The 20,524-nt window shown below is 60.7% G+C and carries 16 protein-coding genes; 9 read left to right on the top strand and 7 right to left on the bottom strand.

Annotated features, from left to right (window positions below; translation table 11 throughout):
• A partial coding sequence (locus VJV58_RS13755; RefSeq protein ID WP_324137906.1) for a HAMP domain-containing protein occupies positions 1–1,417 on the bottom strand: 1,417 nt, incomplete at its 3' end.
• 430 nt (positions 1,418–1,847) lie between these two features.
• Between VJV58_RS13755 and VJV58_RS13750 the strand changes: the two genes are divergently transcribed.
• The 5 genes from VJV58_RS13750 (at position 1,848) to VJV58_RS13730 (ending at position 8,227) form a co-directional block, all read left to right on the top strand.
• On the top strand, positions 1,848–2,333 hold the full coding sequence (locus VJV58_RS13750; protein WP_324137902.1) for a (2Fe-2S)-binding protein: 486 nt from the start codon (positions 1,848–1,850) through the stop codon (positions 2,331–2,333).
• A 99-nt stretch (positions 2,334–2,432) separates the two neighbouring features.
• Entirely contained in the window at positions 2,433–4,778 is a 2,346-nt protein-coding gene (locus tag VJV58_RS13745) for a xanthine dehydrogenase family protein molybdopterin-binding subunit (RefSeq protein WP_324137901.1), read from the top strand.
• A 58-nt stretch (positions 4,779–4,836) separates the two neighbouring features.
• Positions 4,837–5,637, top strand: a complete 801-nt coding sequence (locus VJV58_RS13740; protein WP_324137900.1) for a xanthine dehydrogenase family protein subunit M — start codon at positions 4,837–4,839, stop codon at positions 5,635–5,637.
• A 133-nt stretch (positions 5,638–5,770) separates the two neighbouring features.
• Positions 5,771–7,084 carry an LLM class flavin-dependent oxidoreductase gene (locus VJV58_RS13735; protein ID WP_324137899.1) on the top strand — a complete coding sequence of 438 codons (1,314 nt, stop codon included), beginning with the start codon at positions 5,771–5,773 and terminating at the stop codon, positions 7,082–7,084.
• Positions 7,085–7,102: 18 nt separating this feature from the next.
• Positions 7,103–8,227 (top strand): CaiB/BaiF CoA-transferase family protein, encoded by a 1,125-nt coding sequence (locus tag VJV58_RS13730; protein WP_324137898.1) that lies wholly within the window; start codon positions 7,103–7,105, stop codon positions 8,225–8,227.
• Positions 8,228–8,399: 172 nt separating this feature from the next.
• On the opposite strand, the gene fahA is transcribed toward VJV58_RS13730, so the two are convergent.
• The 5 genes from fahA to VJV58_RS13705 form a co-directional block, all read right to left on the bottom strand.
• Positions 8,400–9,674 carry a fumarylacetoacetase gene (gene fahA, locus VJV58_RS13725; RefSeq protein WP_324137905.1) on the bottom strand — a complete coding sequence of 425 codons (1,275 nt, stop codon included), beginning with the start codon at positions 9,672–9,674 and terminating at the stop codon, positions 8,400–8,402.
• Between the two features lie 65 nt (positions 9,675–9,739).
• Positions 9,740–11,086: a homogentisate 1,2-dioxygenase gene (hmgA, locus tag VJV58_RS13720; protein WP_324137897.1), complete on the bottom strand. Its 1,347-nt coding sequence runs from the start codon at positions 11,084–11,086 to the stop codon at positions 9,740–9,742.
• Between the two features lie 2 nt (positions 11,087–11,088).
• Positions 11,089–12,042 (bottom strand): MBL fold metallo-hydrolase, encoded by a 954-nt coding sequence (locus VJV58_RS13715; RefSeq protein ID WP_324137904.1) that lies wholly within the window; start codon positions 12,040–12,042, stop codon positions 11,089–11,091.
• 19 nt (positions 12,043–12,061) lie between these two features.
• Positions 12,062–12,292 carry a DUF2783 domain-containing protein gene (locus VJV58_RS13710; RefSeq protein WP_324137896.1) on the bottom strand — a complete coding sequence of 77 codons (231 nt, stop codon included), beginning with the start codon at positions 12,290–12,292 and terminating at the stop codon, positions 12,062–12,064.
• 9 nt (positions 12,293–12,301) lie between these two features.
• A complete protein-coding gene (locus VJV58_RS13705; protein WP_324137895.1) occupies positions 12,302–13,921 on the bottom strand; it encodes an FAD-dependent oxidoreductase in 1,620 nt (539 codons plus the stop codon).
• A 140-nt stretch (positions 13,922–14,061) separates the two neighbouring features.
• Between VJV58_RS13705 and VJV58_RS13700 the strand changes: the two genes are divergently transcribed.
• A complete protein-coding gene (locus tag VJV58_RS13700) occupies positions 14,062–14,544 on the top strand; it encodes a MarR family winged helix-turn-helix transcriptional regulator (RefSeq protein ID WP_324137903.1) in 483 nt (160 codons plus the stop codon).
• Positions 14,545–14,585: 41 nt separating this feature from the next.
• On the opposite strand, the gene VJV58_RS13695 is transcribed toward VJV58_RS13700, so the two are convergent.
• The gene (locus tag VJV58_RS13695; protein ID WP_324137894.1) at positions 14,586–15,392 is read right to left on the bottom strand and encodes an N-acyl homoserine lactonase family protein; all 807 of its coding nucleotides are present in this window, start codon (positions 15,390–15,392) and stop codon (positions 14,586–14,588) included.
• A 192-nt stretch (positions 15,393–15,584) separates the two neighbouring features.
• Here VJV58_RS13695 and VJV58_RS13690 point away from each other — a divergent pair, with 192 nt between their 5' ends.
• The 3 genes from VJV58_RS13690 to VJV58_RS13680 form a co-directional block, all read left to right on the top strand.
• Positions 15,585–17,030 (top strand): caspase family protein, encoded by a 1,446-nt coding sequence (locus VJV58_RS13690; RefSeq protein ID WP_324137893.1) that lies wholly within the window; start codon positions 15,585–15,587, stop codon positions 17,028–17,030.
• A 93-nt stretch (positions 17,031–17,123) separates the two neighbouring features.
• Positions 17,124–18,035 (top strand): efflux RND transporter periplasmic adaptor subunit, encoded by a 912-nt coding sequence (locus VJV58_RS13685; RefSeq protein ID WP_324137892.1) that lies wholly within the window; start codon positions 17,124–17,126, stop codon positions 18,033–18,035.
• The coding region (locus tag VJV58_RS13680) for an efflux RND transporter permease subunit (RefSeq protein ID WP_324137889.1) at positions 18,035–20,524 on the top strand (2,490 nt) is incomplete at its 3' end. The genes VJV58_RS13685 and VJV58_RS13680, both read left to right, overlap by 1 nt.

Below are 20,524 nucleotides of genomic sequence, written 5' to 3'. Positions count from 1 at the left end.
GCTGTGCATGAAGGACGGCAGCCTCCGCGATCCGATTGGAATCGCGTACCCGCCTGCCGATTTCATCGACGGAGGCGGAAAGTTCCTCCGTCGCCGTCGCCACTGACTGCATGTTGCTGGACGCCTCCTCGGACGCGCCGGCAACCTGGGTGGAGAGACTCTGGGTGGTGTCCGCGGTCCGCGTCAATGTACCGGCCGCGTCTTCGAGCTGGACGGCGGATGCCGAGACGTTCGACACGATGGATCCTACGGCCGCTTCGAATTCGTCGGCAAAACGAATGAGCTCGGCTCGGCGAGCAGCGCTGCTTGCCCTATTCTGGGCATCCTGCGCCGCGGCGTCGCGTTCGGCTTTGGCAATCGCCTGCATCTTGAACTCTTCCACCGCCGCCGCCATTTCGCCGAGTTCGTCTTTGCGCCCGAGCCCGGGCAGCACAATTTCGAAATTGCCGCTGGCGAGTTTGCGCATCGCCTTGCACATCTCGATCATCGGGCGGGAAATCCCCTTGCCAAGCAGGACGGCCAGAACTCCGCCGAGCAGGAAGCTGCCAGCCGCGAGCATCAGGATCAGCCGCTCGGTTTTGGCTATTGTCGCGTCCGATTCCGCCTCAAGCCTTCGCTGCTCCGAAACCAGGTCCGCCTTCATTGCGCCGGCGCCCTTGACGATTGCCGCCGCAGACTCATTCAATTGAGCAACCAGCTCAGCAACGGACTTCGAGTTCTCGATCAGTTTGGCTAGCGCCTGCCGGTACTCCTCGAACAGTGTGGAAGCTTCCTTGAGGCCTTGCACGATTTTCTCATCCGTCGAGGATACTGCGTGCAGCGCGTTTTGGACGAATACCAGTCGTGCAAGTGCGCTGCTGGCGACGGTCTGGTCGGAATTGACGACGAAATTATTGGCGAGCGCCGTCACGGATTGGAACTGATCGATGACCTTTTTGATACCGAACTGGATGCCCTGAATCTCTTCATCACGGGCATTGCTGGGCAGATCATCGAGCTTGTAGCGCAGCATGTTGGCACTCCGCGCAAGCTGATTCTTCGCCACCTGCGCACTCTCGCGCTTGACCTTCAGGATGTCGGCAAAGATCTTGCTGAAGGCCTGGAATTCGCGACCCAGTCGCGTGACCTGATCCAGCCGCGCCGAATTGGTCGTGTCTGTCATTGCCTGACTGATGGCGTCTTTCAGTTTGGGCTCGACAGCCAGTGCCGCCGCAGCGTCGTCCTCGTTTCCGGTCACAACATAATAACGCGCCAGCCCACGGTATGAAATCAGCTCCCGATCGATATTGCGCGCCAGGTCGGCTTCCGAAACGCTGTTGCGATAGGTCGCGACGCCCGAAGAGACACGCTCGAATCCGAGATAGGCAATGCCCATGCTGATGGCTGTGATCGCCAGCACGACCGAAAAACCGAGCATGACTTTGCCGCGGAAGCGCAACGTCGGGAGTTTTAGCGATACCGATTGCGAACCCACCCGTCGCCTCCCCAGCCTTCATTCCGAACAAAAACGGGCCAGGAAGCCCAGCCTTCCCGATCCGTTGCCGAAAATTAGAGCAGAAACCATAAAGGTGAGTAAATTTGCAGCCGTCTTCGGTCCGGCGACCCAGTTGTAAACCTCCATCGCTGCCCTTGCCGCGGCTGCCATCGCTGGGTTGGGCCCCTCGCGCACGGTCGCCGCAAACGGCGCGATCCCAGCGGTTCGATCCGCAAGCGGATTTGGCGATGCGGCCGAGCCGCATTTCAGATGATGACTTTACGGTGACTTACGCGACCAAATTCCTAGTTGCAAAGTCGGCTTCCCGTGCTTCTAATCGCGTCAATTAAAAAAGTATGGGGAGGTATCGAGCGTGCCTACAGTCAAATTGACGGTGAACGGCAGGGCGGTTGCCGCCGACGTCGAAGACCGGACTCTTCTTGTCCAGCTTTTGCGCGACAATCTCAACCTGACCGGAACGCATGTCGGCTGCGACACCAGCCAGTGCGGCGCGTGCGTCGTGCACATCGAGGGCCAGGCGGTCAAATCTTGCACTGTGTTGGCAGGTCAGGCCAGCGGCTCCAACGTTGTCACGATCGAGGGCATCTCGAAAGGCGACGAACTGCATCCGATGCAGGCCGCCTTCCGCGATAACCACGGACTGCAGTGCGGATACTGCACGCCGGGCATGATCATGTCGGCGATAGACATCGTCAATCGCTATGGCGGCAAGCTCGACGAGGACACCGTTCGCCAGGAGCTGGAAGGCAACATCTGCCGCTGCACCGGCTACCATAACATCGTCAAGTCGGTGCTCGACGCGGCTGGCCGCATGAAGGTCGCGCAAGCTGCCGAATGATCCTGATCGGCCGGTCAGAAACCACGTTCAAGCAATTGGCTGCGATCCGCGCCTTCCAGATTTCCGCGCAGATGATGTGGCCCGATAGGGAGACATGAGATGGGTGTAGAAGGTATCGGCGCCAGCGTTGTTCGCAAGGAAGACCGCCGTTTCATTACGGGCAAGGGGCGTTACGTCGACGATATCAAGCTCGTGGGCATGACCTTTGCCCAATTCGTCCGCAGCCCACACGCGCATGCGAAAATAAGGAGCATCGACACCTCGGCGGCAGCAAAGATGCCGGGAGTGGTCGGTGTGCTGACCGGCAAAGAGATTGTCGACGACAAGATCGGTAATCTCATCTGCGGTTGGGCGATCACCTCCAAGGACGGAACGGGGATGAAAATGGGGGCGTGGCCGGCGATGGCGCCGGAGACGGTTCGTTTCGTCGGACAGGCGGTCGCGGTTGTCATCGCCGAGACCAAAAATCAGGCGCGCGATGCCGCGGAAGCCGTAGTGGTCGATTACGAAGAACTGCCCGCGGTCCCGGATATTCGCGCGGCAATCAAGGCCGGCGCGCCGCAATTGCACCCTGAAGCACCGGGTAACGTGATCTATGATTGGACGCTCGGCGATGAGGCCGCGACCGACGCGGCTTTCAAGTCCGCCGCCAATGTCGTTTCCCTCGACATCACCAACAACCGTCTGGTGCCAAATGCGATGGAGCCTCGCGCCGCTATCGCGGAATACAACGAAGCGGAGGAGCATTTTACATTATATACGACGTCGCAGAATCCGCATGTCGCTCGGCTGGTGCTGTCTGCCTTCTACAATATAGCGCAGGAGCATAAGTTGCGCGTCGTCGCGCCCGATGTCGGCGGCGGGTTCGGATCGAAGATCTTCATCTACCCCGAAGAGATGGTGGCGTTATGGGCCTCCAAGAAGGTGCGCCGTCCGGTGAAGTGGACCGGCGACCGCTCCGAGGCGTTCCTGACCGACGCGCATGGCCGCGATCACCTCACCAAGGCCGAAATGGCATTTGATGCCAGCAATAAAACCACCGGGCTGCGCGTCAAGACTTACGCCAACCTCGGCGCGTACATGTCGCTATTCTCATCATCGGTGCCGACCTATCTTTATGCGACGCTGCTGTCGGGCCAATACAACATTCCGAATATTTTCGCCGAGGTGATCAGCGTTTACACCAACACCGTCCCGGTCGACGCCTATCGCGGCGCCGGCCGTCCTGAAGCAAGCTTTGTTGTGGAACGCCTGATGGAGACAGCGGCCCGTCAGTTGAAAGTCGATCCGGGCGAGTTGCGCCGCAAGAATTTCATCACCAACTTCCCGCACCAGACGCCCGTCATCATGGCCTATGACATCGGCGATTTCGGAGCTTCGCTCGACGCGGCGATGAAGGCGATCGACTATGCCGGTTTCCCGGCGCGCAAAGATAAGGCGAAGAGAGAAGGCAAGCTTCGCGGCATCGGCTTCTCCTGCTACATCGAGGCTTGCGGCATCGCGCCTTCAAAGGCGGTCGGCAGCCTCGGCGCCGGAGTGGGCCTGTGGGAATCCGCCGAGGTCCGCGTCAATCCGGTCGGCACGATCGAAATCCTGACGGGATCGCACAGCCATGGCCAAGGCCACGAGACAACGTTCTGCCAATTGGTGGCGGAGCGGCTGGGCGTTCCGATCAGCCAGGTACAGATCGTGCATGGCGACACCGACAAGGTTCAGTTCGGCATGGGCACTTATGGCTCCCGCTCGGCTGCTGTTGGCCTGACCGCCATTCTCAAGGCGATGGAGAAGGTTGAATCGAAGGCCAAGAAGATCGCGGCGCATCAGCTCGAAGCATCCGAGGACGACATCGTTATCGAGAATGGAGAATTCAAGGTCACCGGCACCGACAAGACGATCGCGCTGCCGATGGTGGCGCTCGCCGCCTACACTGCGCACAACCTGCCGGATGGGATGGAGCCGGGACTGAAGGAGGGCGCATTCTACGATCCCAGCAACTTCACCTTCCCGGCCGGCGCTTACATCTGCGAACTCGAGGTTGATCCAGGCACTGGAAAAACCAGCTTTGTCAATTTCGTCGCAGCCGACGACTTCGGCCGGCTGATCAATCCAATGATCGTCGAAGGCCAGGTGCATGGCGGGCTTGCGCAAGGGATCGGCCAGGCGCTGCTCGAAGGTGCGGTCTATGACTCCAGCGGCCAGCTCGTGACTGCGTCGTTCATGGATTACACCATGCCGCGTGCCGACGATCTGCCCTCGTTCAAGCTGAACCACACCACAACCCTGTGTCCGGGTAATCCGCTCGGGGTCAAAGGTTGCGGTGAAGCAGGTGCGATCGGCGCGTCCGCGGCCGTGATCAATGCGATTACAGATGCGATCGGCAACAACAGGCTGGAGATGCCTGCGACCCCCGACCGCGTGTGGCACGCCATTCAGGGCAACGCGTAAACGCGAGACTAAATTCGGGTGAAAAGACCGCCAGAAATAGAAATCAGGAAAACGCGTCATGTATCAGACTACGTATCACCGTCCGTCGAGCGTCGATGAAGCCGCCGCGCTGTTCGCCAGGGGATCGGAATCCAAGTATCTCGCCGGCGGCCACACTTTGATCCCGGTGATGAAGCAGCGGCTGGCCTCGCCATCGGACGTGATCGATCTCAGCAAGATCAAGGAACTTGTCGGAATCGAGCTGTCGGACGATGCCTTGACCATCAAGGCCGCGACCACCTATTTCGATATCCTGCGGAGTGCGGATGCGAAGAAGGCGATCCCCGCGCTCGTGCATCTCGTTTCCGTGCTCGGCGACCCCCAAGTTCGCTATCGCGGCACCATCGGCGGCTCGATCGCCAATAACGATCCGGCGGCTGATTTTCCGGCGGCCGTGGTGGCGCTCGACGCAACGGTGAAGACCAACAAGCGTTCAATATCGGCGGACGATTTCTTCAAGGGCCTGTTCGCGACCGCGCTTGAGGACGGCGAGATCATTACTGCGATCTCATTTCCGATTCCGGCCAAAGCAGGTTACTCGAAGATGCGCCATCCGGCCTCGCGTTTCGCGCTCACCGCAGTTTTCGTGACCAAGACAAAATCCGGCGACGTCCGCGCCGCCGCCACCGGCGCGTCGCAAAACGGTGTGATGCGGGTGCCGGCGATCGAGGCGGCACTGAAAGCCAACTGGTCGCCTGGCGCACTCGATAATGTCAAAATATCTGCGGACGGCCTTTTGACCGATATCCACGGCTCGTCGTCGTATCGCGCCAACCTGATTAAGGTGATGGCACAGCGCGCGGTGATCGCCGCAGGCTGATCGCAATTTGCTCGGCTTGACCCGACGCGCGCGCGCTCGCGCCGCTGCCTCTGCCGTTTGGCAAAAAAGACGCTTGCCACCCTACCCGCCAAGTTAGACAATTTCGCCGACAGGCGTCCCGCCGGGAGAGCCCATGAAATTCGGCGTTTTCTACGAACATCAGCTTCCGCGGCCCTGGAACGAAGGCGATGAAGCCAAGCTGTTTCAGGAGGCTTTAGATCAGGTTGAGCTCGCCGATAAGCTCGGGATCGATTACGCATGGGAAGTCGAGCATCATTTTCTCGAGGAATATTCGCATTCCTCAGCGCCTGAGATATTTCTCGCGGCGTGCTCGCAACGCACCAGGAACATTCGCCTCGGCCACGGCATCTGCCTGATGCCACCGAAATACAATCACCCGGCGCGGGTCGCGGAGCGGATCGCCACGCTCGACCTCGTCTCCAACGGCCGTGTTGAATTCGGCACCGGAGAGAGCGCTTCAGTGATGGAGCTCGGCGGCTTCAACGTCGGCTTCGACCCGGTGGAAAAGCGCCGGATGTGGAAAGAGGGCGTCGAACAATGCACCAACATGATGGCGATGAATCCTTACCCGGGTTTCAAAGGTGAATTCTTCGAGATGCCGTGCCGCAATGTAGTACCCAAGCCGCTGCAGAAGCCGCATCCACCGCTCTGGGTGGCCTGTTCTAACCGGGAAACCATCAAGATGGCTGCGCGCCACGGTATCGGTGCGCTGACGTTCGCGTTTGTCGATCCCCGCGAAGCCCGCCAATGGGTCGACGATTATTACCGCATCTTCAAGGAGGAATGCGTGCCGATCGGGCATGCGGTCAACCCAAATGTCGCGATGGTGACAGGTTTCTCAGTACATCGCGATGAAATGGAATCCCGTCGGCGGGGTGAAGATGGCTTGCGGTTCTTCCGTTACGGCCTGGCGCATCACTATGTATTCGGTGAGCACAAGCCCGGCCGCACGGATATTTGGGCCAACTTTGAAAAAGCGCGACACGCGTTACCTCCGGCCGGCGCCGACCACGGCATCGGCACGCCCGAGCAGTTGCGGACACATCTGCGGCACTTCGAGCAATCCGGCGTCGACCAGACCGTCTTCATCCAACAGGGCGGACGCAACAAGCACGAGCACATTTGCGAAGCCTTGGAGCTGTTTGCTAAAGATGTCATGCCGGAATTTCGTTCACGCGAAATCGAGCGCGAAGAGAAAAAACAGCAAGAACTCGCGCCTTACGTCGAAAAGGCCATGGCGCGCAAACAGGCCATGAAGCCGATGCGCGATGAGGAGATTCCCGTTTACGTCGCGCTTGGACGCAAGATCGCCGAAGACGGCACTGGAACCGAACGTCAGAAGCAGAATGCAAAGCTGTGGGCCGATGCCGCCAAGGTGACGCTCAGCGATCCCTTGCGGCACCAACCCAAAGCAAGCTCGAACTAACATGAACGGATGACTGCCGTGACCGACGCCATCACCCACTCCGAAACCGGCGCTTCAACGCAGCCCGCCAGCGGACCGCTCACCGGCGTTCGCATTGTCGAATTTGCCGGGATCGGGCCAGGTCCTTTTGCTTGCATGCTGCTCGCGGACATGGGCGCGGAAGTGCTGACGCTCGATCGGGTCGGCGCCAGGAAAAACCTCAAATCCGTCGCTGGGCGCGGGCGCAAGGTGGTCGAACTCGATCTCAAGGACAAGGCTTCGATCGCGCAGGTACTTGATCTGCTTGCTCATGCTGACGCGTTGATCGAAGGCTTTCGCCCTGGCGTCATGGAAAGGCTTGGGCTTGGGCCGGACGTGGTGCAGGCCCGCAATCCGCGTCTGGTCTATGGACGCATGACCGGATGGGGTCAGGAGGGTCCGCTGGCGCAGGCCGCCGGCCACGACATCAATTATATCTCGGTGACCGGCGCACTTGCCGCGATCGGTACCGAGCAAAAGCCGGTGCCGCCGCTCAATCTGGTCGGAGATTTTGGCGGCGGCGCGCTTTACCTGGTGGTCGGCGTGCTCGCCGCACTTCTGGAATCAAAAAAATCCGGCAAGGGCCAGGTAGTGGATGCTGCGATGTGCGACGGCGCCGCGTCGCTGATGTCAATGTTTTTCGATATGACCGCCATGGGCCGCTGGATTGAAGGCCGCGAAAGCAATTTCCTGGATGGCGGCGCGCATTTCTACGGCGTCTATGAATGCGCCTGCGGCAACTTCGTCTCGATTGGTTCGATCGAACCGCAGTTCTATGCTTTGCTGCGTCGGCATGCAGGGCTGACCGATACCAGCTTCGACGCCCAGATGGATCGCAAGGCCTGGCCAGAACTGAAGCAAAAGCTTGTCCAGGTCTTCAAGACCAAGACCCGCGAGGAGTGGTGCAAGATCATGGAAGGTACCGACGTCTGCTTTGCGCCAGTTCTGACCATGGCGGAGGCGCCACATCATCCGCATATGGCGGCTCGGAAAATCTTTGTCAGCCGTCATGGCGTCACCCAGCCGGGACCAGCGCCGCGGTTTTCTCGCACCCCATCAGCCATTCGTGAACCTGCCAGCGCGGATATAGTTGAAGTGACGGCTGCCTGGAAAGGACAGGCGTAACCATCCGCCGCGTTCCCTTTGGCGCTTGCAGCAGGACGGCCCGGGCTCTCCACCGACAAACGTCCTCCCTTCCTTAAGCGCGCGCGACCTGTCCTACAGCCCGCAGGATATCGCGGTCCATTCGCCAGCGATCAGGACCATCCCACCCAGGAGACGTTGACCTTCGCCATGGTCATTCCGCCGGCAAGATCGTGCCCTCGACCTCGCCGAATCCGACGCGATAACCCTCCGCCTCGCACCAGCCATGAAATGCCAGGCAATCGCCGTCTTCGAGAAAGCTCCGCGTGATGTCACCCGCGAGCTCCACTGGCTCGGTGCCGTTCCACGAGAGTTCGAGCAGGCTGCCCCGCTGATGCTTGTCCGGCCCGCTGACGGTACCGCTGCCCAACAGATCGCCGATATTCATGGCGCAGCCGGATGACGCGTGATGCACCAGTTGCTGCACTGACGACCAGTACATGTACTTGAAATTGGTCTGGCAGATACGCACCGCCGCATTCATCTGCGCCGCACGCAACGTCACATCGAGGTGCAGATCGTAGTTGTTCGGCTGCACCTGGCGCAGATATGGCAAGGGCGTCGGGTCCTGCACCGGCCCATGAAGCCGGAAAGCTTGCAGCGCCTCGCGCGTAACCACCCATGGACCGATCGAGGTTGCAAACGCTTTGGCTTGAAATGGCCCGAGCGGCACATACTCCCACTGCTGGATGTCACGCGCGCTCCAATCGTTCAGCAGCACGAAGCCAAAGATCATCTCTTCAGCCTGCCTTTCGGTCAGCATCTCACCCATGGCCGAGGGCTGACCGATCACCACTCCCATTTCCAATTCAAAATCCAGCCGCTTGCAGGGACCGAAGCTTGGCAGCTTCGCATCCGGCGGCTTCAGTTGACCGCGGGGCCGACGAATTTTAGTCCCTGAGACAACCACGGTGGACGCGCGGCCGTTATAGGCGATCGGCATGTGCAGCCAGTTCGGCTGCAGCGCATTGTCCTTGCCGCGGAACATGACGCCGACGTTGGTGGCGTGCTCCCTTGACGAATAGAAATCGGTGTAGCCGGCGACAGTGATCGGCAAATGAAGTTTAGCCCGAGCCATCGGAACCAGCGCGCGACTGCGCAAAAGCTCGTTCTCGCGCAGTTCTGGATTGTCGTGGCGTAGCAATTCGCTGATCCGCGCGCGGGTGCGTGACCACGCCTCCGCTCCCAGGCCCATGAATGCATTGATCGAAGCTTGTGCGAAAATGTCACGTGCAGGCGCGAGATCGATCAACCCTTCGTTTTCCAGAACGGCGAGATCGAGAATGCTGTCGCCGATCGCGACTCCGACGCGGGGGGTTGTAGACTCCGACGTAGAAAACACCCCATAGGGCAGGTTCTGTATCGGAAAATCCGAGGCCGTATCTACCGGAATAAAGGATCGAAGCGTGACATCGTTGGGATGGGCCACCGTGTATCCTTGCTCATGTTCCGGTTCGTCATTCGGGCGAACGATCGCAATGAAATCGCGCCAGCTCACGGCCGGTTCGGATCGAACCGTTTCTCCAGTCCTTTCCAGCAATCGGCGTAGTCGTCCTGCAGTGTTGACGATTTTGCTGCATGCGTGGTGACACGCTGCGGATAACGCGTTTCGAACATGAAGGCCATGGTGCCCGTCAACTTGACCGGCTTCAATTCCGAATTCGTCGCGTGGTCGAAAGCATCGCGGTCGGGCCCGTGTGGCAGCATCATGTTATGCAGGCTCATGCCTCCCGGAGTGAAGCCTTGCGGCTTGGCATCATAGACCCCATAGATCAGCCCCATGAACTCCGACATGATGTTCATGTGATACCAGGGCGGACGGAAAGTATTTTCCGCCACAGCCCAGCGCTCCGGGAAGATCACGAAATCGATGTTGGCGGTCCCGGCGGTTTCCGACGGAGAGGTCAGCACGCTGAAGATCGAAGGATCCGGGTGGTCAAATCCGATCGCGCCAACCGGTGAGAACGTCCGCAAATCGTATTTATAGGGCGCGTAATTGCCGTGCCACGCCACCACGTCCATCGGCGAATGCGGCAACTTAGTCGCGAACAGCGAACCGCCCCATTTGACGAATAATTCCGTCGGCGTGTCCTTGTCTTCATAACTTGCAACCGGAGTGAGGAAGTCGCGCGCATTCGCGAGGCAATTGGCGCCGATCGGACCGCGCTCCGGCAATGTGAATGCGCCGCCATAATTCTCGCAAATGTAACCCCGCGCAGGACCTGCGGTGATCTCAACGCGGAACTTGACGCCGCGCGGGATCACGACGATTTCACCGGGCTCGGCATCGATCCGGCCGAACTCGGTAACGAAGCGCAACTTACCAAGCTGCGGAACGAACATCATCTCGCCGTCGGCATTATAGAAATGCTGATCCACCATTGATTTGGTAATGAGATAGACGTGCGCGGCCATACCTGCCTGGGTATTTGCGTCTCCCGCCGTCGTCATAGTCTGGACGCCTTGCAGGAAGGTCATCTCGGCCTGAGGGATCGGAGTCGGGTCCCAACGTAGTTGCGAAACCATGATCTCATGCTCGTGGCACGGGGCGGTCCGCCACAAACCGGCATCGACCTTGTCGAAACGTCCCGAGTGCTTCACTGATGGACGGATCCGATAGAGCCATGATCGTTCATTGCTGCCACGCGGCGCGGTGAACGGCGAACCGGAGAGCTGCTCAGCGTAGAGCCCGTACGCGCAACGCTGTGGCGAATTGCGCCCGATCGGCAAGGCGCCGGGTAGCGCTTCGGTCTCGAAACTGTTGCCGAACCCCGACATGTAGCCCGGAGTGATATTGACATTGCTGCGGCTGATCACATCAGGTGAGGTGTTGATGTTCATGGTCATCCTCCTTGCAAGGCAGCCCACATTTCCTGATCCCGTTCGGCTGTCCAGATCACCGGGTCATCAATTCCGGATGCTTCGTCGAAAGCGCGCGACACGTTGAAAGGCAGGCAGTGCTCGTAAATTGCAAACTTCGAAAATTTCGGGTCCATCACCTCGCGCGCCGCCGCCATCGTCTGCTTGAGATCGCGCCCCTTGGCGACTGAGACTTCCGCCGCGCCATAGAGCGTAGTGACGAAATCGCGCGTCATTGCGATCGCTTCGCGTCCGGTCGAGAGCCCTTTGAGGGCGTCGCCCCGCCCGGGCGCGATCGCCTTGGGATTGAAAGCGCGAATTTCGTTCAGCGTCGCCGGCCATTCGCGCAAATGCGCATCGCCGCAATAGCAGGCCGAATGGTACTCGATCAGGTCGCCGGAAAACATCACCTCGGCATCCGGCACCCATGCGACGATATCTCCGGAGGTATGCCCTGCGCCCAGTTGCATCAGACGTACCTCGCGTCTTCCCAGATAAATCGACATCTCGCCTTCGAACGTCAGTGTCGGCCAAGTGAGGCCCGGGATGCTCTCGGCATCCTGGAACAGGCGGGGAAAGCGGCCGTACTCGGAATCCCAATCCCGCTGGCCGCGCTCATTGATCAGGCGATGGGTTTCTTGCGAAGCGACGATCCCTTCGGCTTTGTATGCCGAGGCGCCGAGCACCCGGACCGCGTGATAGTGCGACAGCACCACATATTTGATCGGCTTGTCCGTTACGCGGCGCACGCGCTCGATCACCTTGCTCGCCATCGCGGGCGTCGCCTGCGCGTCGAACACCATGCAGCCGTCCTCGCCAACGATGACAGCGGAATTGGGATCACCCTCTGCAGTGAAGGCATAGAGATCAGTGCCGATCTCCGAGAAGGTGATTTGCTTCTCCGAGAGGTCAGTCGTGGACGCGAAACCCTTGGCCATCAATCCCGTTTCCTTGCGTTCATTGTTGTTGCTGCTGCTGTTGTTGTTGGCTGGCATCGGTGATCCGGCGCTTGGCGAGCGCCAGCGCTTGGCAAAGCACATCGAGATCGCCGATGTGGTTGGCAAGAATCAGCACCAGCGCCGCATCCAGATCGGCGCTTTGCTCGTCGCTCAATCCACGATGCGCCTCGACGATGGCGCGAAACGCATCATCCGGCTTGGCGAAGTTCGAGCTGGTCGATAGTGGCATCATCACCCCTCAGTTGGCAGCTGCCCGCGACAGCGCGGCCTCGATCGCTGATCGTGTCGGGTGCCGAAAGCGCGCGGCTATGTAGCCATCGGGACGTAACAGATATGCCGCGCCAGGCGTGGCGTCGTACCGTGCCGTAGCTAGTCCCGCCATGTCCGACAAGCCGTCACCTATACGAATGCGGCCAATCCCTTCAGGCGCATCCAAGACGGCACCATTGCAAAACTCCAGCAAGGTGAAGCGTGTTCCTACCTTGATGAAAGCCTCGGTCAGGAACGCAACGCCATCGCCGCTGACCGGGGCATCCGGCATCGAAGCGCCCGGTTGCGGCCCAGCATTCCACAGGTCGCAATCGCTGGTCGAAAGCGGCGATTGATAAACCGAGGGAACCGAGAGCCGTCCGCCGTTGATCATGCGCTTGCCGAATTCGGTTTCCCTGGCGAGCGACAGCACCGCCGTTCGCAACCGGGCCTCCTGACGCGAACTCGGTGCCATGAAATCGGTCGAGCGGGTCGATTCACGGATGTTTTCGTCAGCGGCGGCGCTGCGCTCGAGATGATAACTGTCGAGCAGTTGTTCCGGCGATTGCTTTCTCAGAATGCGATCCAGCTTCCAGGCAAGATTCTCGGCGTCCTCCAGTCCGGAATTTGCGCCGCGCGCTCCGAACGGCGACACCTGATGTGCGGCATCGCCGGCAAACACCACACGGCCGTGAACGAATTTCTCCATCCGGCGACACTGGAATTTGTAAAGCGAGATCCACTCGAACTCGAATTGTTGGTGGCCGAGCATCCGTTCGATCCGCGGCCTCACGTTTTCTGGCCGCTTTTCAGCCACCGGGTCCGCATCCGGGTGCAATTGGAGATCGATGCGCCAAATATCGTCCGGTTGTTTGTGCAGCAGCGCAGAGCGCCCGGCATGGAACGGTGGATCGAACCAAAACCAGCGCTCGGTTGGAAAATCCGCTGTCATTCTGACGTCCGCGATCAGAAACTGATCCTCGAATATTTTCCCGGTGAACTCCGCCCCGACCATCTGTCGCAAGGACGAACGCGCGCCGTCGCACGCGATCACATAGCTCGCGCGCATCCGATAGGGCCCGTCCGGCGTTTCGATCGTCAATACGATGCCATCATTGCGCCGCTCCAAGGCGATCACTCTGTTGCGCCAGCGCAGATCGATCGCAGGAAGCTGCCGCACGCGATCCACCAGGTAGGCCTCTGCATAGAATTGCTGGAGGTTGATGAATGCCGGCCGCTTGTGGCCCTCCTCCGGCAGCAAATTGAACTGATAGAGCTGAGACGGTCCGTGAAAAATTTTGCCGACGCTCCACACCACGCCTTTTTCGACCATGCGGTCGCCGACGCCAAGCCGGTCCCAGTACTCCAGCGAGCGTTTGGAAAAGCAGATCGCGCGCGAGCCTTCTCCGATCCGATCGGCGTCATCGAGCAGCACCACAGATTGCCCGCGCTGCGCAAGATCGATGGCAAGGGACAGCCCGACGGGCCCGGCACCCACCACCACGACCGGATGCTCGGCCAGGTCGGTGCCAGCCCGATCCTGGTCGGCATGGCGGTGATAGCCAAACCGGGTTTGTGAATGCGCGATGCGCTCAGGTTGCTCTGGCAAAGCGGTTCATTCCTCGCTAAATAGTCTCACATGCAACTATCTAGGCTTGCGACCCCCGCCGTCAACTCAAATTGGAGCGATTTTTGCCGAAGGCATCAGCAAGCAAATCCGCTGGCGGGACCCGCGACGAGAGCGCGCCCATTAGACCCGCCGCGCTCGACCTGTTCAAGTTTGTCCCGTTCCGATTGAACCGGCTGGCTGCCGAGGTCTCGTCGGCATTATCCAGCGAGTACCGGGAACGCTATGGACTGGACATTCCGGAATGGCGCGTACTCGCGACGCTCGGCTTCCGCAATGAGGCGTGCAGCGCGCAATATATTGCGCATTGCACCCGGACCCACAAATCCACCATCAGCCGCGCTGTGACCGCGTTGATGGCGCGGCAACTGGTCGAGCGTGTCGAAAATGCGCATGACCGGCGGGAATTCCAACTGCGAATGAACTCGAAAGGAAAAGCACTTTACCAGCAACTGATCCCACGCCTGTTGCGGCGGGAACAGGAAATCCTGTCATGCCTCTCGGCTGGGGAGCGCAGGAATTTCGCCCACCTACTTGGCAAGATCGAGAAAAGCCTGGATCTCGTGCAGACCAGCAAGGAAGCAAGCCGGACGGAAGGCTATTGAGGGAGAAGCACCGTCCTTTGCTAAATTCCGGTCTTCACCGGCTATTTAGCGAACGAACGCGACGGCGGCAGATGCAGCGCAAACGCGTCGACCTTGTCGCTGGCACGCGGATAAATCTCGGTCACGATCGGGTCGTGCCCGGGAATGACTCGATCCGGATGACCGGCGAGACGCGCGACAGTTTCCCAGCCCACGCACATATCGCCGATATTATAGACGATCGGAAACGGGCTACGGCGATGCATGTTGGCATAGTAATGCGACGCGTCGGACGCAAGCACGACCGGTCCCCGCGCGGTCTCGACCCGCACGACCTGCAAGCCATCGGAATGGCCGCCGACCCGATGCAATGTCACGCCGGGCGCCACTTCGCCCTCGCCGGAATGAAAACTAACGCGCTCGCTGAAGACATGGCGAACCATCAGCGTCACGTGATCCACGGAGAACGGATGCCGCAGCGCGCCGAAGCACATGCAGCGCCCGGTGGCATAGCTCATCTCTCGATCCTGCAAATGAAACCGGGCATTCGGAAACAGATCGAGATTGCCGGCGTGATCGTAGTGCAAATGAGTGATGACGACATCTTTGATAGCCTCGGCCTTGACGCCGAAGCCCGCCAGCGCCTCGACGGGATTGAGCGTCAGCTTGCGGTTCCGTGATTGTGCTTCAGCGGCATTGAAGCCGGTGTCGACCAGAATATCGCGGCCGCTGCCGCGGATCAGCCAAACGAAATAATCGAGGTCTTGCGCGGTAGTCTCATGCGGATCCGGCACCAGAAAATTCAGCTGCGGGGTGCGCGGCGACATCGTCGCATAGCGCAGCGCATATATCTCGTAGGCGTTTCCCATGATCCTCACTTCTTCTGTTTGGCCAGCTGCTGGGCGGGCACAATGGCTCAATGCTTGCCGCCAATCCACGTCATGAACAAGGGCTTTGGAGAGTTGACAGCGCCAGCGGAGCCGGTTTGATAATGCGGATTCCCTAGAGTAAGGTCATCAGGGCGCGAGCTGAACCGGCGCCCTTTGCTGGACCGCCGCGGCATGAGAATTCGACTCGCATTGCTTCTGGCTTTCACGATCTCGGTCACGCTGGTGGCATCGTCGGACGCCGCGGATCGCGGCGACCGCTTTGCGCTTGTGATCGGCAATTCAAAATATCCCGATGCTGAGGCCCCGCTGAAGGAGCCGATCAACGACGCCCGCGATGTCGCGGCCGAACTCAAGCGCAATGGCTTCAATGTCGAGATTGGGGAGAACCTCAGCGGCGATGCGATGCGGCGGGCCTTCGATCGCCTGTACGGCCGGATCAAGCCGGGATCGGTTTCGCTGATCTTCTTCAGCGGATTCGGAATCCAGTCCAACCGGCAAAGCTTCCTCATCCCCGTCGACGCCCAGATCTGGACCGAGGCCGATGTCCGCCGCGACGGCATCAGCCTCGAGACGGTTCTGGGCGAGCTCAACAGCCGCGGCGCCGGCGTGAAGATCGCGCTGGTGGATGCCAGCAGGCGTAACCCGTTCGAACGTCGTTTCCGAAGTTTCTCCGCCGGGCTGGCGCCGGTGATCGCCCCGAACGGAACCTTGGTGATGTATTCGGCGGCGCTCTCCTCGGTGATTTCAGATAATGGCAGTGATCACAGTCTGTTCGTGCAGCAATTGCTCAAAGAAATCCGCGTGCCCGAGCTGATGGCGGAAGAGACGCTCAATCGCACGCGCGTTGGCGTCACCCGTGCTTCCGCCGGTGAGCAGGTGCCGTGGATTTCCTCCTCGCTGGCCGAGGATTTTTCTTTCATCCCTGGTACCGCCGCTCGGCCGCCCGTTCCGGTCATCGCGGCATTATCGACGCCTCCTCAATCATCACCCTCGCCCTCGCCATCATTGGTGCTCCAGCAATCGCCATCTTCGGCGAAGCCCGAGGTTCCGCCTGCCGACGAGCAGGCCGCGATCAAGATCGAGAAGCCGCCGGTGGTCGCTCATCCGGTGGTCGCGCTTGCGGATGATCCGACGATCAGGAATTTGACTGCCCGGCTCGTTGACAATCCTGACGACCAGAACGCGCTGTATCGGCGCGGTCAGGTCTATGCCAGCAAAGGGGCCTATGATCTTGCGATCAAGGATTTCGACGGATCGATCCGCCTCAATCCCAAGGACGTTGAAGCGCTCAACTATCGCTGCTGGGCGCGCACCGTCACCGGAGATTTGAAGGCGGCGCTGAAGGATTGCAACGAGGCGCTTCGGCTGCGCCCCAATTTCGTTGACGCGCTGGACAGCCGCGGCCTTGTCAATCTCAAGAGCGGTATGACCAAGAACGCGGTGGCCGATTTCGATGCCGCGCTCAAGATCAATCCGCGATTGACATCGTCGCTGTACGGGCGAGGCCTTGCCAAAAAGCGCAATGGCGCGACTGCCGAGGGAGACCTCGACATCGCCAATGCCAAAGCGATGGATCCGAATATCGCCAAGGAATACGCCGACTACGGCGTGCGCTGAGGTAGTTTGAGTGCAAGGCAAAGCCCTCTCGAATAGCGGCCGGGCGAGACCACGCAATCCTGCGGTGCCACGCAAATCTGGATCAATCAGGCGATGATGCTTTCCCGATACCTCAGGCCAGCATTGGGCGCCCTGGTGTTCGTTGTCCTGGCGGTCGCGTGGTACTGGTTCGAACATCGCTCGCGTCCCGAGCCGAAACAGAGCGCGGGTAACGCGCTGGTCGTGGTGGCAAAATCTGCCAATGCCTGCTTCTCCGATGTGGTCCGGGGCACCGGCTTCGTTGTACCGCGCCGAGAGGCGGTGGCCGGAGTCGATCAGGAAGGACTCAAGGTCACTAACCTGCTGGTGACCGAAGGCGAGATGGTCACCGACAATCAAGAGCTGGCCCGCCTTGCGCCGCTGCAGCCGGGATCAAGACCAACGGCAGCAATCGCGCTGCGCGCGCCGGCTGGGGGCCTCATCACCGAAGTCAGGACCGCCGCGGGCGCGCCCGCGTCGCCGCAGGGTGGGCCGATGTTTCGCATTGCGATCAACAACGAGATCGAGTTGGACGCCGAGGTGCCGGCCGTGCATGTGCTGAAACTCAACCCGGGCGCAACCGTCAGAGTAAGCCGCGACAATGCGCCCGATCTGGTCGGCCGGGTGCGGCTGGTGTCGCCGCAGATCGATCGCGCCACGCAACTGGGCCATGTCCGGATTTCCCTGAGCGGCAATCCCTCGCCCAAGGTCGGCACCTTTGCCCGCGCCAATATCGATGCCAGGCGAAGTTGCGGCGTCGCCGTGCCTCGTACCGCGATCGACCATCTCACCCTGCAGGTGGTCAGGGGCAATACGGTGGAGACACGTAAAGTCCGCATCGGCCTGGTGTCGGATACGTCCATCGAAATTCTGGAAGGACTCGAGGTCGGCGAAATCGTGGTCGCCGATGCGGGCTCTTCGCTCCATGATGGCGACCGGATCAAGACCACTTTTGCCGAGGACCTCGATCGGACGCGGGTACGCTGATGGCGCTCAACATCTCGGCATGGTCGATCCGCCATCCGCTTCCCTCCGTCGTGTTTTCGATCGTGCTGCTGGCGCTGGGCTGGATCAGCTTCACCAAACTTGCGGTGACGCGGCTGCCGTCCGCCGACATTCCCGTGATCTCGGTCGCCGTATCGCAATTCGGCGCCGCGCCGGCCGAACTGGAGTCGCAGGTCACCAAAACCATCGAGGACGGCGTGTCCGGCGTCGAGGGCGTGCGGCACATTTCGTCGGCGATCACCGACGGGCTGTCGGTGACCACGATCCAGTTCGCGCTCGAGACCAACACCGACCGGGCGCTGAACGACGTCAAGGACGCGGTCACCCGGGTGCGCGCCAACCTGCCGCAGAACGTCAGCGAGCCGCTGATCCAGCGCGTCGACGTGATCGGCCTGCCGATCGTCACCTATGCCGCAATCTCGCCCGGCAAGACGCCCGAGCAGCTGTCCTATTTCGTCGACGATGTCGTCAAACGCGCGCTGCAGGGCGTGCGTGGCGTGGCGCAGGTCGAGCGCATTGGCGGTGTCGAGCGCGAGATTCTGGTGTCGCTCGACCCGGACCGGCTGCAGGCGGCCGGCCTCACCGCCGTCAATGTCAGCCAGAGCCTGCGCGGCACTAACGTCGATCTCGCCGGCGGGCGTGCCGAGATCGGCAACAACGACCAGTCGATCCGGACTCTGGCCGGCGCCAAGACCCTGAACGAACTCGCCGGCACCATGATTCCGCTGTTTGCCGGTGGCGAGGTTCGTCTCGACGATCTCGGCACAGTTACCGACACCATCGCCGGCCGCCGCACCTTCGCGCGGTTCAACGGCGAGCCGGTGGTGGCGCTCGGGATCAAGCGCTCCAAGGGCGCCAGCGACGTCGTGGTTGCCGCCGCCGTGCAGAAGCGGATCGATGCGCTCAAGGTGGCCTATCCCGATGTGGACCTCAAGCTGATCGATACGTCTGTCGAGTACACCAAGGGCAACTATGAGGCCGCGATCTCGACCTTGTTCGAAGGCGCCATTCTCGCGGTCATCATCGTGCTGTTGTTCCTGCGCGACATCCGGGCGACCATGATCGCCGCGATCTCCCTGCCGCTGTCGATCTTTCCTGCATTCTGGGCGATGGACCTGCTCGGGTTTTCGCTCAACCTGGTGAGCTTTCTCGCGATCACGCTCTCGACCGGCATTCTGGTCGACGATGCCATTGTCGAGATCGAGAACATCGTCCGCCACATGCGCATGGGCAAGTCGCCGTATCGCGCAGCCCTGGAGGCGGCCGACGAAATCGGCCTTGCGGTGATCGCGATCTCGCTGACCATCATCGCGATCTTCGCGCCGGCAAGCTTCATGTCGGGGATCGCCGGGCAGTTCTTCAAGCAATTCGGCATCACGGTCTCGGTGCAGGTGTTCTTTTCGCTGCTGGCCGCGCGTTTTGTCACGCCGGTGCTGGCGGCTTATTTCCTCAAGGGCGATCCACATCCGGCGCCGCCGCCCGGGCGCGTGCTGCAGGGCTACACCCGACTCGTGACCTGGTCGGTGCGGCATTACTTCATCACCGTGCTGATCGGCTTCGGCATTTTCGTGGCCTCGATCTGGAGCATCGTGCTGTTGCCGCAGGGGTTCCTGCCGGCGCAGGACACCGCGCGATCGCTGCTGGCGATCGAGTTGCCACCGGGCACGCAACTCGATTTCACCGAGGGCGTTACCGAAGACATTGTCGCGCGGTTGCGCAAACGCCCCGAGGTGCGAAGCGTGTTCGTCGAGGGCGGCAGGGTGCCGCCGGGTACATTTGAGGTGCGCCGCGCCGCGCTGATCATCAACTACACCCCGAAAACGCAACGCGACATCACGCAGCGCCGTCTCGAACTGGAGATCGGCCGCGAGCTCGAAAACGTGCCCGATATCCGCTATTGGTTCCTCGACGAAAACGGGCTGCGCGCGATTTCGTTGGTCGTGACCGGCAACGACAGCCACATCGTCAGCAATGTCGCCGCCGAATTGGCGACGCAGATGAAACGCATCCCGATCATCTCCGATGTGATCTCGGAGACTTCGCTCGATCGCCCCGAGCTGCGCATCCAGCCCAAGGCCGATCTCGCCGCACGACTCGGGGTCTCGACCGAAAGCCTGTCGCAGACGATCCGCGTCGCCACCATTGGCGATGTCGGCCCCGCGCTGGCGAAGTTTGACGCCGGGGGCCGGTTGGTGCCGGTCCGGGTGCAGCTCGAGGACGCCGCGCGCGGCGATCTCGCTTTGCTCGAGCAATTGCGAGTGCCGCTGGGCTTGCACGGCGAAAAGGGCGGCGTGCCGCTGTCGGTCGTCGCCGATATCAAGCTCGATCAGGGCCCGACCAGTATCAATCGCTACGACAGGGAACGTCAGGCGACGGTCGCCGCAGACCTGGTCGGCTCCGCCGCGCTCGGCGACGCCACCAGGAAGATTTACGAATTGCCTGTCATGAAGACGCTGCCGAAAGGCGTCAAG

The sequence above is a fragment of the Bradyrhizobium sp. genome (assembly GCF_035273305.1).
In the GTDB taxonomy this organism is placed as follows: Bacteria; Pseudomonadota; Alphaproteobacteria; order Rhizobiales; family Xanthobacteraceae; genus Bradyrhizobium.
This window is presented reverse-complemented; position numbering and strand designations above follow the sequence as displayed.

What these genes read in the sequence shown, in the direction of transcription:
- VJV58_RS13735 (WP_324137899.1), top strand. Translation starts at nt 5,771, where the DNA reads ATGAAATTCGGCGTTTTCTACGAACATCAGCTTCCGCGGCCCTGGAAC.
- VJV58_RS13745 (WP_324137901.1), top strand. Translation starts at nt 2,433, where the DNA reads ATGGGTGTAGAAGGTATCGGCGCCAGCGTTGTTCGCAAGGAAGACCGC.
- VJV58_RS13740 (WP_324137900.1), top strand. Translation starts at nt 4,837, where the DNA reads ATGTATCAGACTACGTATCACCGTCCGTCGAGCGTCGATGAAGCCGCC.
- VJV58_RS13710 (WP_324137896.1), bottom strand. Translation starts at nt 12,292, where the DNA reads ATGCCACTATCGACCAGCTCGAACTTCGCCAAGCCGGATGATGCGTTT.
- VJV58_RS13690 (WP_324137893.1), top strand. Translation starts at nt 15,585, where the DNA reads ATGAGAATTCGACTCGCATTGCTTCTGGCTTTCACGATCTCGGTCACG.
- VJV58_RS13695 (WP_324137894.1), bottom strand. Translation starts at nt 15,392, where the DNA reads ATGGGAAACGCCTACGAGATATATGCGCTGCGCTATGCGACGATGTCG.
- VJV58_RS13685 (WP_324137892.1), top strand. Translation starts at nt 17,124, where the DNA reads ATGATGCTTTCCCGATACCTCAGGCCAGCATTGGGCGCCCTGGTGTTC.
- hmgA (WP_324137897.1), bottom strand. Translation starts at nt 11,086, where the DNA reads ATGAACATCAACACCTCACCTGATGTGATCAGCCGCAGCAATGTCAAT.
- VJV58_RS13715 (WP_324137904.1), bottom strand. Translation starts at nt 12,042, where the DNA reads ATGGCCAAGGGTTTCGCGTCCACGACTGACCTCTCGGAGAAGCAAATC.